Origin of the sequence: Amycolatopsis sp. SID8362 (genome assembly GCF_010550475.1) — a bacterium.
Lineage (GTDB): Bacteria > Actinomycetota > Actinomycetes > Mycobacteriales > Pseudonocardiaceae > Amycolatopsis > Amycolatopsis eburnea.
In genome coordinates this window covers 1-15,807 of record NZ_JAAGNB010000094.1, presented here as the reverse complement: position 1 = coordinate 15,807, position 15,807 = coordinate 1, and the positions used below count along the sequence as shown (strand labels likewise).

Sequence of the window (15,807 nt, the reverse complement as noted above, 5' to 3'; positions counted from 1 at the left end):
CGTCGCCGGACGGCCACTCGGGCGCGCCACCGCCGCCGCGCGGGTTGCCGCGGGGCGGGGTGTTGCGCTGGGGGCGGCGGGGGGCTTCTTCGCCGGGCCACGCCGGTCCGGGGTCTTCCCCCGGCCACGGGCCTGACTGGGCACGGCGAGGTGCATCTGGCTCCTGGCCGGGCCAGGAGCGGTTGCGGTCGTCGTTCACGAATGGGCCTCCCAGACCGGCGCCCGGTAGTGCGCCGTTCTGCGCTCTTCAGCGGTTGTGTTCCAGCTCACCGGCCTGCGGTCCTTCGTGGGCCGGCCGGCTCCCCTGTGCCGAGGACGTACGACCGGACCAGGTGGTTCCAGTGGCACGCGCGGCACACTTCGACGTCGTACACGGTGAACTCGGCGAACATGCCGGCCATCCTGGCCAGCTCTTCGGGCGTCCTCGCCGAACCCGCGACGTGCTTGAGTTCGTCACCGTAGACCCAGGACACCAGGGTCAGCGGTTCCTGGCGGCAGATCGGGCAGGGCTGGTCACCGGCCCGGCCGTGGAACTTCGCCGCCCGCAGCAGGTACGGGCTCGCGTCGCAGGCTTCATAACTGCCGACGCGCCCGGAGCGGACTTCGGCCAGCAGCGCACGGCGCTGCAGCGCGTAGTCCACGACCTGCCGCTGGTTAATCACCAGGACAGAGTACGGGCTCTTCCTGTGCCGTCCACGCCCCCTAGCGCGACCACGTGCCCGACCGGGTCGGACACGCCGGACGTTCGATAACTCTCCGGTGAATTTCGCCCGCACCGAGTACCCGGTGGAGGTTAGCTTCGCCACTTCGATGTATCGGCGCGATATAGTGGCTGAGTAGGTTGGATCGAGGCGACCCGTTCGGAGCAACGCGCGTCGTCACGGTTTGTTCCCGGAAGGGGGTGCGGTGTGCTGGAGTTCGCGATCCTGGGTCTTCTGCACGAAGCCCCCATGCACGGGTACGTGCTGCGCAAGCGGCTGCACGAGACGCTCGGCACGCTCCGGACGTTCTCGTACGGCTCGCTGTACCCGACCCTGCGGAAGCTGCTGCGGGCCGGGTACCTGGTCGAGGAGCTGGACGAGGCCGACGACCGGGCGTGGTCGCGGCGCGGACGGCGGGTCTACAAGCTCACCGCGGAGGGCAAGGAGCGCTTCGGTGAGCTGCTCGGCGACGCCGGGCCGCAGACCTGGGACGACGAAGGCTTCGGTGTTCACCTGGCCTTCTTCTCGCGTACCCCGGCCGACGTGCGGATGCGGATCCTCGAGGGCCGCCGCCGCCGGGTCGAGGAGCGCCGCGAGGGTTTGCGGGCGGCGCTGTCGCGGGCCGAGGAGAAGATCGATCGCTACACCCGCGAGCTGCACCGGCTCGGGCTGGAGACCAGCGAGCGGGAGGTGCGCTGGCTCAACGAGCTGATCGCGCACGAACAAGCCGAACGGCAGGGTCCGGAGACCTGAGCCGCTCGGCGCGGGCCGCAGCGTCGCGGCACCAGACCTACTGAACAGACACGGATTGAAGGAGAAACCCCCATGGGCGAGAACCGCCGCGTACGGGTGGCCATCGTGGGCGTCGGCAACTGCGCGGCGTCGCTGGTCCAGGGTGTCCAGTACTACCGCGACGCGGACCCGGCCACCCGCGTCCCCGGTCTGATGCACGTCGACTTCGGCGGCTACCACGTCCGCGACATCGACTTCGTCGCCGCGTTCGACGTGGACGCCAAGAAGGTCAGCCGCGACCTGTCCGAGGCGATCTTCGCCTCCGAGAACAACACGATCAAGATCGCCGACGTGCCGCCGCTCGGCGTCACCGTCCAGCGCGGCCACACCCACGACGGGCTCGGCCGCTTCTACCGCGAGACGATCGAGGAGTCCGACGAGGCCCCGGTCGACGTCGTCGCCGCGCTGCGCGAGGCCGAGGTCGACGTGCTCGTCTCCTACCTGCCGGTGGGCTCCGAGGTGGCGGACAAGTTCTACGCCCAGGCCGCGATCGACGCCGGCGTGGCGTTCGTCAACGCGCTGCCCGTGTTCATCGCCTCCGACCCCGAGTGGGCGAAGAAGTTCGAAGACGCCGGCGTCCCGATCGTCGGCGACGACATCAAGTCCCAGGTCGGCGCCACCATCACGCACCGCGTGCTGGCGAAGCTGTTCGAGGACCGCGGCGTCCAGCTCGACCGGACGATGCAGCTCAACGTGGGCGGGAACATGGACTTCCTGAACATGAAGGAGCTCGAGCGGCTCGAGTCGAAGAAGATCTCCAAGACGCAGTCCGTCACCTCGCAGGTCGACCGCGACCTCGGCAAGGGCAACGTGCACATCGGCCCGTCGGACTACGTGCAGTGGCTCGACGACCGCAAGTGGGCCTACGTCCGGCTCGAGGGCCGCGCCTTCGGCGACGTGCCGCTGAACCTGGAGTACAAGCTCGAGGTGTGGGACTCGCCGAACTCGGCGGGCATCATCATCGACGCGGTGCGCGCGGCGAAGATCGCCAAGGACCGCGGCATCGGCGGCCCGATCCTGTCGGCCTCCTCCTACTTCATGAAGTCGCCGCCGGAGCAGTACGACGACGCGACCGCGCGCGACGCCGTGGAGAAGTTCATCCGCGGCGAGGTCGAGCGGTAAGCAGTACCCCCGAAGAAGGCCGTCACCGCTGGTGGCGGCCTTCTTCGCGTGATGCACTAAACCGGTGGGGCGGGGTGGGCGTTGGCGGGGAGTGAGTGCGAGCGTGGGCGAAAGCGCGCCGGGGGACCTGGGCGCGCCGACCTTCCACGACCTGTTCCGGGAGTACTTCGGCCAGATGACCCGGCTGGCGCACCTGCTCGGCGCGGACGACGCGGAGAACGTCGCCCAGGAGGCCTTCGTCAAGCTCCACCAGCGCTGGGACACCCTGACCGACCACGCCCGGGTGGCCGGCTACCTGCGCACGACCGTGGTGAACATGTCGCGGTCGCGGACGCGGCACCTGCGCGTGGTCCGGCGCACCCCGCAGGACCGGCCGCCGGACGAGCTGTCGGCCGAGGTCAGAGCCGTGGCCAACTGGGAGCAGGAGCAGCTGCGCGCGGTGGTCGAGAAGCTGTCAAGACGACAGCGCGAGGTCCTCGTGCTGAGGTACTGGCTGGACCTGAGCACGGCGGCCATCGCGGAGACGCTCGGCATCTCGCCCGGCACCGTCAAGGCAACCACCCACCACGCGATGGAAAACCTGCGCAAGCACTTGGGGGACGACCTGGGAGGTGAGCGATGACCGACCACGAACGCAAGCTGGCCGACGCACTGCGTGCGGAGGCGGACAAGGTCACGCCCAACCTCGACGCGGCGTGGGCGGAGCAGCTGCGCCGGCAGCGCCGTCCCCGGCGCCGACGGGCCGCGGTGTGGGCCGCCCCGCTCGCCGCGGTGCTGGTGGTGCTGACCAGCGTGGCGATCGCCACCCAGGTGAACACGGTCCCGCCGCCGCCCGCCCCCGCGGCGCGGCCGGGGCAGGACCTGGTGCTCGCCAAGCCGTCGATCTCGCCGCCGGACCTGAACTTCGCCGGTGAGCCGAAGGCGCTCGTCGACTTCGCCGGGCAGACCGAGGCCTGGACCTCGTACGCGGCCGACGCCACCGACCGCGCCGGGCAGCGCGTGCTCTGCGTCGAAGCGCTGCCCATGGGCGCGACCCACGGCGGCCCGGAGTCGAACTTCGGGATCGAGTCGCCGTCCTGCGTCCCCGTGTCGGGTTCCCCGGTGAGCGCCGGGTACGTCGGCAAGAACGGCGGGCCGCTGCCGGAGGGCAAGGCGGTCTTCCTCGCCGACCCGATGACGCGGGTGCTGCGCCTCTACGACGAGGCCGGCAACCTGAGCCTGGCCAAGGCGATCGGCACGCTCGGCCGCGACCTGCTGTTCCTCGCCGACGTGAAGCCCGGCTCGCCGCCCGTGCGGTTCGAGGTCAACCCAACCCGAGCGCAGCCGGCAAGCCGGTGATCTCCGGCACCACCGCCGTCGCCTGGGCGAGCACGCCGGGATCCGGCGGGAAGTGCGGGTTCGGCACCGCGTACACCGCCATCTTCGCCGCCAGCGCGGACCGCAGCCCGTTCGTCGTGTCCTCCACGGCGGCGCAGTCCTCCGGCGCCACCCCGAGCAGCTCGGCCGCCCGCAGGTAGACGTCCGGTGCCGGTTTCCCGGCGCCGACCTGCTCGGACGACACCGCCGCCCCGACCGGCAGGCCGGTCACGTCGAGGAAGCCCTTGATCAGGAGCACCGGCGACGAGCTCGCGATCGCCACCGGCCACTTCGCCGACACCTGCCGCACGACGTCCACCGCGCCGGGGATCAGCGGCGGCTCCGCGGCGTACCGGGCGGCCATCCGCTTGACGACGATCGTCGCGATCTCGGCCGGGGTCGTTCGCGCGCCGAGCTCCTCCACCAGGTAGCGGGCCCATTCCGGGGTGCTCATCCCCTGCTGCGCGCGGGTCGCCTCCTCGCGCCAGGTGCCGCCGTGCTCGGCGACGACCGCGCGGCGCACCTCGTCCCAGATCCGCTCGGAGTCCACCAGTACGCCGTCGAGGTCGAAGATCACCGCGTCCATGCCCCCGAGCGTAGCTTGTGAGAGGAGTTACTTAGCCACCCTTACTAATTTTTGTTAGCCTGGCTAAGTGACTTCCCCGATCGCCGACCTCGCCCACCGGCTGCGGCCGCTGGTCTTCCGGCTGTACCACCAGGTGCGCCGCCAGACCCCGCAGCTGTCGCTGACCCTCACCCAGGGCTCGGTGCTGAGCGAGCTGGTCAACGGCGGCCCGCGGCGGATGAGCGCGCTGGCCGAGTTCGAGCAGGTCAAGCTGCCGTCGATGACCGACGTCGTCGGCCGGCTCGAACGGCTCGGTCTCGCCACCCGCATGCCGGACCCCGCCGACGGCCGCGCGGTGCTCGTGGACGTCACCGACGAGGGCCGCCGCTTCTACGCCGAGACGGTGGCCGCCCGGGAGGAGTTCCTCCGCGAGCGGCTCATCGCCATGGACGACACCGACCGCGCCGCGATCGAAGCCGCCCTCCCGGCCCTCGCCAAGTTGCTCGTTGATGCCAAGAAGGAGGAACTGATCAGCGATGAGCGCTGAACACCACTCGAGCCTGCTGGACGCCGTCAAGGGCCAGCCCAAGCAGGTGTGGATCACCGCGTTCGCCGCGGTCATCGCCTTCATGGGGATCGGGCTGGTCGACCCGATCCTGCTGTCCATCGCCAAGGGCCTGGACGCGACGCCGTCCCAGGTCACCCTGCTCTTCTCGTCCTACCTCGGCGTCCAGGTGATCGCGATGCTGGTCACCGGCGCGGCGAGCGCCAAGTTCGGCGCCAAGCGCACGGTGCTGGTCGGGCTGACGCTGATCGTCGCGGCCACCGCCCTGTGCGCGGCCGCCGGGTCGATCGAGCAGCTCGTCGGGCTGCGCGCGGTGTGGGGCCTCGGCAACGCGTTCTTCATCGCGACGGCGCTTTCGGTGATCGTCGGGGCCGCGACCGGTGGCCAGTCCGGCGCGATCCTGCTCTACGAAGCCGCGCTCGGCGTCGGCCTGTCGGTCGGCCCGCTGCTGGGCGCGCTGCTCGGCAGCATCTCGTGGCGCGGCCCGTTCCTCGGCACCGCGATCCTGATGGCCGGCGCGCTCGTGCTGTGCGCGGTGTTCCTCAAGAGCGACAAGCACGAGAAGCGTGAGCCGATCAAGCTGCTCGACCCGCTCCGCGCCCTGAAGCACACCGGCCTGCTGCGCACCTCTGTCGCCTCGGCGCTGTACACCGCCGCGTTCTTCGCGGTGCTGGCCTGGTCGCCGTTCGTCCTCGGCTGGAGCGCCATCGCCGTCGGGCTGATCTTCTGCGGCTGGGGCCTGTGCGTCGCGGTCGCCGGCGTCGCCCTGGCGCCGCGGCTGGCCGCCAAGCTCGGCGAGCGGCACGCGGCCGCGGCCGCCGTCTTCGGCTACGCCGTGCTGATGCTGGTGCTCGCGGTGCCGAGCAAGCCGGTCCTGGTCGCCGGGATCATCGTCTCCGGGCTGGTGTCCGGCCTGCTGAACACGCTGTTCACCGGCACCGCGATGTCGATCAGCGACGCGCCGCGCCCGGTCGCCAGCGCGGGCTACAACTTCTGCCGGTGGCTCGGTGGCGCCGTGGCCGCGACGCTCGTCGGGCACGTCGCCGAGTGGTTCGGTTCGCCGCAGGCGCCGTTCGTCGTCTCGGCCGTCCTCTGTGTCGTCGCGGGTGCGCTGCTCTCGCTGCGGGAGAAGAAGGCGGACCCGCACACCGTGCCGCCGGAAGCGGTGCTCGTCGGCGAAGAGTTCTGAACGCCGCCAGTACACCCGACGTTCACCTGAATGTCCGGAAAGGCTGGTTTTGGGAGCTTACGGTCGGGTCGTTCCCGAACTCCCCACCATGGAGGCCTCGTGCCCGACCGTCTGCTCCCGCTGTTCCCCGCCCACCCGGGCGGCCGCTCCCCGGTGACCTGCGAGTACCGCTGCGGCAACGCGTGCGCCCACCCCGAGGCCAACGAGTCCGGCAACGCGTACTTCGGCGACGTCGTCAAGGACATCTCCCGCCGCCGGGTCTTCAAGGCCGGAGCCGTGATGGCCGCCGCCGCGGGCGGGTTCGCCGCGCTGTCCGGCACCGCCGCGGCCTCGCCGCTCCAGAAGCCCCAGCCGTCGCGTCCGGTGCCGGGCACCGACTTCGACCCGGTCCCGCCGAACAAGCTCGACCAGGTCAGCATCCCGGCGGCCTACGACCAGCGCGTCGTCGTCCGGTGGGGCGACCCGGTCGTCGCGGGTGCGCCGAAGTTCGACTTCACCAAGCAGACCGCGGCCGCGCAGGCGAAGCAGTTCGGCTACAACAACGACTTCGTCGGCCTGATCCCGCAGGACGCGCTGGGCCTGACGAACCTGCTCGTGGTCAACCACGAGTACACGACCGAGGTCCACATGTTCCCGGCCGACCAGTACGACCCGGCGAACCCGACCGAGGAGCAGGTCAAGATCGCCTGGGCGGCGCACGGGCTGTCGGTGCTGCTGACCCGCCGCGACCCGGTCCGCGGCGGCCTCGAGGTGGTCCCCAGCCGGTACGGCCGCCGGATCACGCTCGACACGGTCTTCGAGGTGCGCGGCCCGGCCGCCGGCTCGAAGTTCCTCAAGACGTCGGCCGACCCGAGCGGGCGCAAGGTCCGCGGGACGCAGAACAACTGCTCCGGCGGCGTGACGCCGTGGGGCACGGTGCTCTCCGGTGAGGAGAACTTCGACCAGTACTTCGCGAACTCCGACAAGGTCACCGACCCGGTCGAGGCGGCGCGGCTCAAGCGCTACTCCGTCGGCAGCGGCACGAGCACCCGCAAGTGGGAGCGGTTCGACAAGCGCTGGGACGTCTCGCAGGAGCCCAACGAGCCGAACCGCTTCGGCTGGGTGATCGAAATCGACCCCAACGACCCGGACTCGACGCCGGTCAAGCACACCGCGCTCGGCCGGTTCAAGCACGAAGCCGCGAACATCAAGATCGCCGCGGACGGCCGCGTCGCCGTCTACTCCGGGGACGACAGCCGCTTCGAGTACATCTACAAGTTCGTCTCGAAGGGCAAGTACAAGCCGGGCAAGAGCGCGCACGCGCGGCGGCACAACTCCGCGCTGCTCGACGAGGGCACGCTGTACGTCGGCCGGTTCACCGGTGACAGCCCGGCCGCGGAGATCGACGGCACCGGCAAGCTGCCCGCCGACGGCGAGTTCGACGGCCGCGGCGAGTGGATCCCGCTGGCGAGCGGCGACAAGTCCTTTGTGGACGGCTTCACCGCCGAGGAGGTCTACGTCTTCACCCGCCAGGCCGCGGACAAGGTGGCCGCGACGAAGATGGACCGGCCGGAGGACATCGAGCCGAACCCGGTCAACGGCCGGATCTACGCGGCCCTGACCAACAACTCCGACCGCGGCGCGACCGGCAAGGCCGGCGCCGACGAGCCGAACCCGCGGGTGGGCAACAAGAACGGCCACATCCTGGAGTGGGACGAGGACGGCGGCGACGCGGCGGCCACCCGGTTCTCCTGGCGGCTGCTGCTGGTCTGTGGCGACCCGAAGGCGGCGGACACCTACTTCGGCGGCTTCCCGAAGGACCAGGTCAGCCCGATCTCCTGCCCGGACAACGTCGCCTTCGACCGCCACGGCAACCTGTGGATCGCCACCGACGGCAACGCACTCGGCGCGAACGACGGCCTCTTCTCGGTGCCGGTCACCGGCCCGGAGCGCGGGCACGTCAAGCAGTTCCTCTCGGTGCCGGTCGGCGCCGAGACGTGCGGCCCGGTCGTCACCGACCACCTCGTGCTCGTCGCGGTCCAGCACCCGGGTGAGAACGCGGCGAGCTCGGCGAACCCGACGTCGCACTGGCCCGACGGCGGCACCGCGCAGCCGCGGCCGTCGATCGTCTCGGTGTGGAAGAAGGGCCGCTTCGGGCTGCCCGGCCGCATCGGCGAGCGCTGACGCACGGGCCCGCACCGGCCGAGAGTTCACTCTTAAGTGGACGGTTCTCGCCCGGTGCGGGCCTCTGCCACGCGCCATAGTCGAGGCATGGTCCGTTCGGCACGCGTGGTGGCAGTGGCGGTGGTGGCGCTCTCGGGGACGGTCGTACCCACGGCCGCCGCGGAGCCGCCGCCGTCCTGCGGCGGGGTCGCGGCGAACCCGAGCGTCGAGGAGACGGCGCGCAACGGCGCTCCCGACGGGTACGTGTTCACCCCGGCCGCGCCCGTGCCGCCCGGGACGCCGGCCGCGAAGGCGCCGAAGCTGCTGACCGACCAGGCGTACGCCGTCGACGGGCAGCGGTCCGCGGTCATCCAGACGCCGGACGGCAAGGCCAGCACCGCCGTCCAGGCCGAGAAGTTCGTCCCCGGCGGCGTCTACACGCTGAGCGTCTGGACCGCTTCGCACGCGCCGGGCAACGCCGCCGCCACCGGCCTGCGGTTCTTCGACGCGTCCGGCGCCCAGGTGCAGGAGAGCAAGCTCGCGGTCGACCACAACGCGAGCGACGGCCACCTGGCCCGGCAGCAGTTCCCGGCGGTGACGGCCCCGGCGAAGGCCACCGCGGTGAAGTTCTTCGCGGGCACCAGCCTCGAACGGCTGCGCTGGGACTGCGTCGACCTCGACCTGGCCGCGTACTCGGTGAAGAAGGAAGTGCAGAACCCGGCGACCGGCGCGTGGGGCTCGTTCGCGACGGTCACCGCCGGCGACACCGCGCACTACCGGATCACCGTGACGAACGACGGCACCGAGGAGCTGACCGGGATCTCGGTGCAGGACCCGTGGTGCCCGGCGCCATTCGAGCCGTTCGCGCTGGCCGCGGGCGCGAACAAGCAGCTGACCTGCGACCACCCGGACCTCACGGTGGCCGACAACGGGCACGTCAACACGGCGAAGGTCACCGGCGTCAAGTTCGCGGGCGGCACCCTCGGCGACAAGACGGCGTCGGCCACGATCACCGTCCTGCCGCCGCCCGCGATCGCGAAGATCGGCGACTTCGTGTGGAAGGACCGCAACCGCGACGGGATCCAGGACCCGGACGAGCCCGGCGTCGCGGGCGTGAAGGTGACGCTGAAGGACGGCGCGGGCGGCACGGTCGGCACCGCGACCACCGACGCCGGCGGGAAGTACGGCTTCGAGAAGCTGAAGGACGGCACCTACCAGGTCTGCTTCACCGTCCCGGCGGACTTCACGGTGACCCGCAAGGACGCGGCCGCCGACGACCGCGACTCCGACGCCGACCCGGACGGCTGCACCGCCCCGCGCACCCTCGGCGGCCCGGCGCGCGAGGACTTCACGGTCGACCTCGGGCTCGCCCCGCCGACGAACCGGATCGGCGACTTCGCCTGGGCCGACACCAATGGCAACGGCCTCCAGGACCCGGGTGAGCCCGGCCTGGCCGGCGTCAAGGCCGTGCTGAGCAACGGCGTCAGCGTCGTCACCGGCCCGGACGGCGCGTACGCCTTCACCGGCCTCGAAGACGGCAGCTACCAGGTCTGCTTCGCGGCGGAGGGCCGCCACCCGACGAAGAAGGACGCCGGCGACGACACCCGCGACTCCGACGCGGACCCGGCGTCGGGCTGCGCGGACCCACGGACGCTCGGCCCCGGCGCGCGTGACGACCGCACGGTCGACGTCGGCTTCGCGTAGTTACGGTGGGGGCATGACGGACTTGCCCTTGGCCCTCGTGACCGGCGCTTCCCGCGGGATCGGTGCGGCGGTCGCGCACCAGCTCGCGCCGACCCACCGCCTGCTGCTCGGCGGCCGTGACGCCGAAGCGCTGTCCGCGCTGGCGAAGGAGCTTCCGGGCGCGAAGCCGTGGCCGGTCGACCTCACCGACCCGGCGTCCCTCGAACGCGCGGTCGCGGGCATCGACGCACTCGACGTCCTGGTCCACTCGGCGGGCGTCGCCCGGCTCGGCCGCGTCGAGGAGGCGTCCGCCGCGGTGTGGCGGGAGAACTTCGAGGTCAACACCCTGGCGGTGGTCGAGCTGACCCGTCTCTTGCTCCCGGCGCTCCGCACCGCCCGCGGCCACGTCGTGGTGATCAACTCCGGCGCCGGCCGCAACGCGCGTCCGGGCTGGTCGCCGTACGCCGCGAGCAAGTTCGCCGTCCGGGCTTTCGCCGACGCCCTGCGCGAGGAGGAACCGGACATCCGCGTGACGTCGATCTACCCCGGCCGCACGGACACGCCGATGCAGCAGGAGATCTTCAAGGGCGAGGGCCGCGACTACGACACCACGCACCTGCTGCGCGCGGACTCGGTGGCGACCGCGGTGGTGACGGCGGTGTCCGCCACCCCGGACGCGCACCTGACCGAGCTGATGATCAAGCCGGGCTAGCGCAGCCGCGCGGCGGTCTCGGCCACCCCGGCCTGGACCTTCGCCCGGTCCACCTTCACCGACTCGCCCTCGGCCACGACCTGCTCGCCCGCGACCCACACGTCCCGGACCCGCCGCGACCCGGCCGCCCAGACGAGGTTCGACAGCAGCTGGACGTCCGGCACGTCCAGGCCGCACGCGAAGGCCGGGTCGTCCAGGTCGACGTGCACCAGGTCGGCCCAGCGGCCCGCCTCGAGCGCCCCGATGTCGGACCGGCCGAGCGCCGCGGCACCGCCGCGGGTGGCCAGCAGGAAGACGTCGGCCGCGGTCAGCACCGTCGAGTCGCCCGTCGCCAGCCGGGCGAACATGGCCGCGAGCTGCAGTTCTTCCCAGAGGTCGATGTCGTCGTTGGACGCCGGGCCGTCGGTGCCGAGGCCGACCGCGACGCCCGCCTCGCGCAGGTCCTTGATCCGCGCGATGCCCGAAGCCAGCTTCGCGTTCGAGCCCGGGCAGTGCGCCATGCCGACGCCGTGCGCCGCGAACAACGCGATGTCGGCGTCCGACAGGTGGATCGCGTGCGCCGCCAGCACCCGGCCGTCGAGCATGCCGAGTTCCTTCAGCAGCGCGGGCACCGAACCGTGCGATTCCCGGACCGCGGTGTCTTCGGCCGCCGCCTCGGCGACGTGGATCTGGATCAGCGCCCCGCGCGACTGGGCCGACTCCGCCGTCGCCCGCAGGGCTTCCGCCGACAGCATGTACGCGGAGTGCGGGCCGTAGCCCAGCTCGACGCGGTCGCCGTGGCCGAAGCGCAGGCCGTCGGCGTCGATCCAGCGCTCGATGGCGGCGAGCTGCGCCCGCCAGTCCAGGCCCGGCAGCTCCATCACCGGCGGCGCCACCAGCACGCGGCCACCGGTCGTGAGCACGGCGTCGACCAGCTGCTCGCCTTCGAAGTACATCTCGGCGCTGGTCGTGACGCCGTGGCGCAGCATCTCGACCGAGCCGAGCAGCATGCCGGTGCGCACGTCTTCGGGGCGCAGCTTCGCCTCGGCCGGCCAGATGATCTCGTTGAGCCACGGCAGCAGCGGCAGGTCGCCGCCCATGCCGCGCAGCAGCGTCATCGGGCTGTGCGCGTGCGTGTTGACCAGGCCGGGCAGCAGGATGCCGGTCAGGGTGGTGACCGGCGCGGCGGACTCGGGGGCGGTGGCCGCCGGTCCGCAGTGGGAGATGCGCCCATCGGCGTCGACATCGACGACCGCGTCACGCAGGAGCGAACAGGACGGGTCGGCCGGGAGAACGACAGGGGCGTGGAAACGGCGTTGCATCTCTGGATACTACGCACCCTGGATTACGAGACGACTCCACTCCGCCACGCCCACGCGGCGATCTCCACGCGGTTGCGCGCGCCGATCTTGCCCTGCACCGACGCCAGGTGCGTCTTCACCGTGGACAGCGACAGGAACAGCTCCGACCCGATCTCGGTGTTCGTCAGCCCCCGCGCGGCCGCCTGCACGACGTCCAGCTCCCGCGCGGTCAGCGGCTCCGACGGCGGGGCGACCTGCGGCTTCGCCGCGCCGCCGCCGTCGAAGTGCTTGAGCAGCCGGATGGTGATCTGCGGCGAGACCAGCGCGTCGCCGCGGTCGGCCGCGCGGACCGCCTCGATCAGCAGCGCCGGGCCCGCGTCCTTCAGCAGGAAGCCGTGTGCGCCGTTGCGCAGCGCCGTGTGGACGTACTCGTCGAGGTCGAACGTGGTGACCACGACGACCTTCAGCGGATCGCTGACGTCCGGCCCGGCCAGCTGGCGGGTGACCTCCAGCCCGTCGAGGCCGGGCATGCGGATGTCGAGCAGACAGACGTCCGGGCGCAGCTCACGGGCCTTCGACACCGCCGAGACGCCGTCCGGGACGTCGGCGACGACCTCGATGTCGTCCTGCGCGTCCAGGATCATGCGGAAGCCCATCCGCACCATTTCCTGGTCGTCGGCGATCAGTACCCGGATCACTCGTCCCCTTCCCCGGCGGCCAGCGGCAGCCACGCTTCGACCCGCCAGCCGCCGTCCGGGTCGCGCCCGGCCGACAGCCGTCCTTTGAGCAGTGCGACGCGTTCGCGCATCCCGACCAGACCGTAGCCGCCCGAGCCGCCGGCCGGCCGGTGCGCCGGCTCGCGTCCGTCGTCCGTCACCCGCAGGTGCAGTTCGGGCCCTTGCACCTCCGCCACGACGAACGCCTCGGTCGCGCCGGACGCGTGCTTGCCGACGTTCGTCAGCGACTCCTGCACCAGCCGCAGCGCCGAGCGGCCGACCTCGTGCGGCAGGTCCGGCGGCAGGTCGAGGTGCAGCGACGTCGGCACGCCGTGGTTGGCGCTGCCGACCAGCTTCCGCAGGTCGGCGCCCAGATCCGTGGTGGCCTGCTCGCTGAACTCGCTCGACCCGGCCGGCGCGTCCCCGCGCATCGAGCGGACCAGCCGCCGCATCGCCGCGAGCGCTTCGACGCCGGCGTTCTCGATCCGGGCCATCGCCTCGACGGCGACCTCCGGCTTCCGCTCGGCCATCATCCGGGCGGCCTGGGCCTGCACGACGATGCCGGTGACGTGGTGGGCGACGACGTCGTGCAGCTCGCGCGCCAGCGCCATCCGCTCGGCCGTCTGCGCGTCGGCCACCGCCGACTTGACGACCGTGGTGCGCTCGGAGTCCCGCGAGCGCAGCATCAGGCCGGTGGCGATCGAGATGCCGAGCAGCAGCGCCGCGGCGAAGGCCAGGATGGACAGCGTCTGCGGGTCGGTCTGCAGGCCGCGGGGCTGGTTCGAGTTCAGGATCGCGGCGAGCGCGACGACCCCCGAGAGGATCGACACCCGCGGCCACGACGCGTTGAGGCCACGGGCTCGGGTCACGTTCACCACCACGCCCATCGCGGCGATGACCTGCACGAACGGCACGCCACCCGGCATCGGGTAGTCGTAGCGCAGGTGCAGGAACGGCGTGATGACCGCCGACAGCAGCAGCATCCCGGCGATGCCGAGGAGCGCGTCCGCCGGCCGGCGCGGCGAGAGCACCGCGATGGCCGCCGCGACGATCGAGCAGAACAGGATCGGGAAGCCGCGGGCGTTGCTCGAATACGTGTAGCCGAACTCGAACAGCAGCGCGAAGCCGAGCAGGCCCATCAACGGCCACTGACCCATCGCCAGCTCGTTCACCCTGCGCAGCCGGCGGGTCCGCGGCCCGGCCTGCGGGCGGCGGTCCCGGGCCGCGATGGCGGGCACGAGCGGCCCGGCGAGCAGCAGCAGGCCGAACAGCAGCGCCTGCGAACCCGTGCCGCTGTCGATCTCGCCGACCCCGGCGTACCGGCCGAAGACGGCGACGAGGCCGCTGACGACCAGGAAGCCGATCACGCAGAACGCCACGCCCGCCCGGGCCCGGCGGGCCACGTAGTAGACCATCAGCACCCCGGCCACGACCTCGGTGATGGTCACCTTCGGCAGCACGCTGGAGTACGGCGGGATGTGGAACGCGTGGATGAAGAGGGTGGAGAACACCAGCACCCCGCCCCCGGCCACGCCGGCGACGGCCGCGCGCTTCTGGGCCCACACCGCGCACGCCGTCATCGCGAAGATGCCGGGCAGCAGCCCGAAGTCGACGAACCTCGGCCCGTGCTCGTCGAGGGCCGCCTGCGTCGTGAAGACGATGTCGAAGATCAGCGCGGCGAAGAGGACGGCCGTGGGCACGCCGATGCGCCGCACCAGTGCGGCGGCGCGGGTGTACAGCGTTTTCGGCGGGGGCGCGGCGGTCACAACGTGACGTTAGAGGATCCGCGGGCGTTCGCACCTTGGCCGACCGGCTCGTGCTCCCTCGGCCGATCGGCCGATACGGGCCGGGCCGTGACTGGCCGTCTGCCCGAAGTGGACAACCCGGGGTTTCGGCGAAGCTCATCGGCACCAAGATCCGAACCGACAGGGAGAACCTCGTGGACCCGAACACTCCACAGTGGACCGGCGGACCGGTGCTGTCCGGCCGTGGGCTGGTGAAGCGCTACGGCGCGCAGTACGCCCTGGCCGGCATCGACATCGACATCCAGCCGCGGGACGCCGTCGCCATCGTCGGCCCGTCCGGCTCGGGCAAGACGTCGCTGCTGCACGTGCTGGCGGGCATCCTCCGGGCCGACGACGGGCAGATCTTCCTGGCCGGGCAGCGGATCGACCACCTCGGCGAGAAGAAGCGCAGCGAGCTGCGCCGCACCGAGTTCGGCTTCGTCTTCCAGTCGGGGATGCTGGTCGCGGAGCTGTCGGCCGAAGAGAACGTCGCGCTGCCGTCGCTGCTGGCCGGGCTCGGCCGCAAGGAGGCCATCGAGGCCGGCCGCCAGTGGCTCTCGCGCCTCGGGCTGGCCGGCAAGGAAAAGCGCCGCCCCGGCGAGCTGTCCGGTGGCGAGGCCCAGCGCGTCGCGATCGCGCGGGCGCTGACCCACCGGCCGAAGGTGATCTTCGCCGACGAGCCGACCGGCGCGCTCGACACGCGCACCGGCCGCGAGACGATGGACGCCCTGCTCGGCGCCGCGCACGAGACGGGCGCCGCGGTGATCGTGGTGACGCACGACCGCGAGCTGGCCGAGTCGATGCCGAAGACCGTCGCCATCCGCGACGGGCTGATCGCCACGAGGCAGGCGGCGTGAACTCGCTGCAGATCGCCCTGCGGGTGCTGAAGGTCGACCGGCGGACCCGGACGTCGGCGATCCTCACCGCGATCGGGGTGGCCGTCGCGACCGGGCTGGTGCTGCTGCTGGCGACGCTGCCGTTCGCCACGCAGAACCGCGAGCAACGCGCACTCTGGCAGGGCGAGCACTTCTACAGCCGCGGGTCCGACGTGCCGGCCAAGCTGCTGTTCAGCTCCTCGAAGGACTACTTCGACGGGCAGCAGATCATCCGCGTCGACGTCGCCTTGGCGCCGGGCGTGACCGCGGCGGGCGTCCAGCTGCCGCCGGGCGTGCCGCAGCTGCCGGGGCCGGGCGAGACCGT

General features: G+C 71.9%; 15 protein-coding genes and 2 pseudogenes. 11 read left to right on the top strand and 6 right to left on the bottom strand.

All coding sequences use genetic code 11. The features are described 5' to 3' along the window. Positions 1–199, bottom strand: a pseudogene (locus G3I65_RS56330) (hypothetical protein); the annotation flags it as partial. 67 nt (positions 200–266) lie between these two features. Next, positions 267–662: a DUF5318 domain-containing protein gene (locus tag G3I65_RS03140; protein ID WP_125309221.1), complete on the bottom strand. Its 396-nt coding sequence runs from the start codon at positions 660–662 to the stop codon at positions 267–269. Between the two features lie 246 nt (positions 663–908). Between G3I65_RS03140 and G3I65_RS03135 the strand changes: the two genes are divergently transcribed. The 4 genes from G3I65_RS03135 to G3I65_RS03120 all read left to right on the top strand — a co-directional run bounded on the left by G3I65_RS03135 (position 909) and on the right by G3I65_RS03120 (position 3,953). Beyond that, positions 909–1,454, top strand: a complete 546-nt coding sequence (locus G3I65_RS03135; RefSeq protein WP_086856499.1) for a PadR family transcriptional regulator — start codon at positions 909–911, stop codon at positions 1,452–1,454. A 72-nt stretch (positions 1,455–1,526) separates the two neighbouring features. Continuing rightward, a complete protein-coding gene (locus G3I65_RS03130) occupies positions 1,527–2,615 on the top strand; it encodes an inositol-3-phosphate synthase (RefSeq protein ID WP_160694547.1) in 1,089 nt (362 codons plus the stop codon). Between the two features lie 103 nt (positions 2,616–2,718). Continuing rightward, positions 2,719–3,237, top strand: a complete 519-nt coding sequence (locus tag G3I65_RS03125; RefSeq protein WP_160694545.1) for an RNA polymerase sigma factor — start codon at positions 2,719–2,721, stop codon at positions 3,235–3,237. Beyond that, on the top strand, positions 3,234–3,953 hold the full coding sequence (locus G3I65_RS03120) for a hypothetical protein (protein ID WP_160694543.1): 720 nt from the start codon (positions 3,234–3,236) through the stop codon (positions 3,951–3,953). The genes G3I65_RS03125 and G3I65_RS03120 overlap by 4 nt, the downstream gene beginning before the upstream one ends. Here the strand turns inward: G3I65_RS03120 and G3I65_RS03115 are convergent. Next, positions 3,919–4,557 carry an HAD family phosphatase gene (locus tag G3I65_RS03115; protein WP_160694541.1) on the bottom strand — a complete coding sequence of 213 codons (639 nt, stop codon included), beginning with the start codon at positions 4,555–4,557 and terminating at the stop codon, positions 3,919–3,921. The two genes, G3I65_RS03120 and G3I65_RS03115, sit on opposite strands and share 35 nt — an antisense overlap. Before the next feature lie 67 nt (positions 4,558–4,624). Here G3I65_RS03115 and G3I65_RS03110 point away from each other — a divergent pair, with 67 nt between their 5' ends. The 5 genes from G3I65_RS03110 to G3I65_RS03090 all read left to right on the top strand — a co-directional run bounded on the left by G3I65_RS03110 (position 4,625) and on the right by G3I65_RS03090 (position 10,827). Beyond that, on the top strand, positions 4,625–5,083 hold the full coding sequence (locus tag G3I65_RS03110; protein ID WP_160694539.1) for a MarR family winged helix-turn-helix transcriptional regulator: 459 nt from the start codon (positions 4,625–4,627) through the stop codon (positions 5,081–5,083). Further along, positions 5,073–6,290, top strand: coding sequence for an MFS transporter (locus tag G3I65_RS03105; protein WP_160694537.1), 1,218 nt, complete (start codon positions 5,073–5,075; stop codon positions 6,288–6,290). The genes G3I65_RS03110 and G3I65_RS03105 overlap by 11 nt, the downstream gene beginning before the upstream one ends. Positions 6,291–6,389: 99 nt before the next feature. Next, a complete protein-coding gene (locus G3I65_RS03100) occupies positions 6,390–8,453 on the top strand; it encodes a PhoX family phosphatase (RefSeq protein WP_160694535.1) in 2,064 nt (687 codons plus the stop codon). A gap of 87 nt (positions 8,454–8,540) precedes the next feature. Continuing rightward, positions 8,541–10,136: an SdrD B-like domain-containing protein gene (locus G3I65_RS03095; RefSeq protein WP_160694533.1), complete on the top strand. Its 1,596-nt coding sequence runs from the start codon at positions 8,541–8,543 to the stop codon at positions 10,134–10,136. Positions 10,137–10,149: 13 nt separating this feature from the next. Continuing rightward, on the top strand, positions 10,150–10,827 hold the full coding sequence (locus G3I65_RS03090) for an SDR family oxidoreductase (RefSeq protein WP_160694531.1): 678 nt from the start codon (positions 10,150–10,152) through the stop codon (positions 10,825–10,827). Here G3I65_RS03090 and G3I65_RS03085 read toward each other — a convergent pair. From G3I65_RS03085 to G3I65_RS03075, 3 genes are read right to left on the bottom strand one after another with little or no spacing between them, the layout of a single operon-like run. Further along, positions 10,824–12,128: an amidohydrolase family protein gene (locus tag G3I65_RS03085; RefSeq protein WP_160694529.1), complete on the bottom strand. Its 1,305-nt coding sequence runs from the start codon at positions 12,126–12,128 to the stop codon at positions 10,824–10,826. The genes G3I65_RS03090 and G3I65_RS03085 overlap by 4 nt on opposite strands. Before the next feature lie 23 nt (positions 12,129–12,151). Continuing rightward, entirely contained in the window at positions 12,152–12,805 is a 654-nt protein-coding gene (locus G3I65_RS03080) for a response regulator transcription factor (protein ID WP_160694527.1), read from the bottom strand. After that, positions 12,802–14,589 (bottom strand): histidine kinase, encoded by a 1,788-nt coding sequence (locus G3I65_RS03075; protein ID WP_160694525.1) that lies wholly within the window; start codon positions 14,587–14,589, stop codon positions 12,802–12,804. Before G3I65_RS03075 ends, G3I65_RS03080 begins: the two co-directional genes overlap by 4 nt. Positions 14,590–14,762: 173 nt before the next feature. Between G3I65_RS03075 and G3I65_RS03070 the strand changes: the two genes are divergently transcribed. After that, positions 14,763–15,464 carry an ABC transporter ATP-binding protein gene (locus G3I65_RS03070; protein WP_160694523.1) on the top strand — a complete coding sequence of 234 codons (702 nt, stop codon included), beginning with the start codon at positions 14,763–14,765 and terminating at the stop codon, positions 15,462–15,464. Continuing rightward, positions 15,461–15,807, top strand: a pseudogene (locus tag G3I65_RS03065) (ABC transporter permease); the annotation flags it as partial. The gene G3I65_RS03070 and the pseudogene G3I65_RS03065, both read left to right, overlap by 4 nt.

Coding starts and splice junctions, on each gene's coding strand:
- G3I65_RS03120 (WP_160694543.1), top strand. CDS start 3,234: ATGACCGACCACGAACGCAAGCTGGCCGACGCACTGCGTGCGGAGGCG.
- G3I65_RS03105 (WP_160694537.1), top strand. CDS start 5,073: ATGAGCGCTGAACACCACTCGAGCCTGCTGGACGCCGTCAAGGGCCAG.
- G3I65_RS03085 (WP_160694529.1), bottom strand. CDS start 12,128: ATGCAACGCCGTTTCCACGCCCCTGTCGTTCTCCCGGCCGACCCGTCC.
- G3I65_RS03090 (WP_160694531.1), top strand. CDS start 10,150: ATGACGGACTTGCCCTTGGCCCTCGTGACCGGCGCTTCCCGCGGGATC.
- G3I65_RS03115 (WP_160694541.1), bottom strand. CDS start 4,557: ATGGACGCGGTGATCTTCGACCTCGACGGCGTACTGGTGGACTCCGAG.
- G3I65_RS03095 (WP_160694533.1), top strand. CDS start 8,541: ATGGTCCGTTCGGCACGCGTGGTGGCAGTGGCGGTGGTGGCGCTCTCG.
- G3I65_RS03130 (WP_160694547.1), top strand. CDS start 1,527: ATGGGCGAGAACCGCCGCGTACGGGTGGCCATCGTGGGCGTCGGCAAC.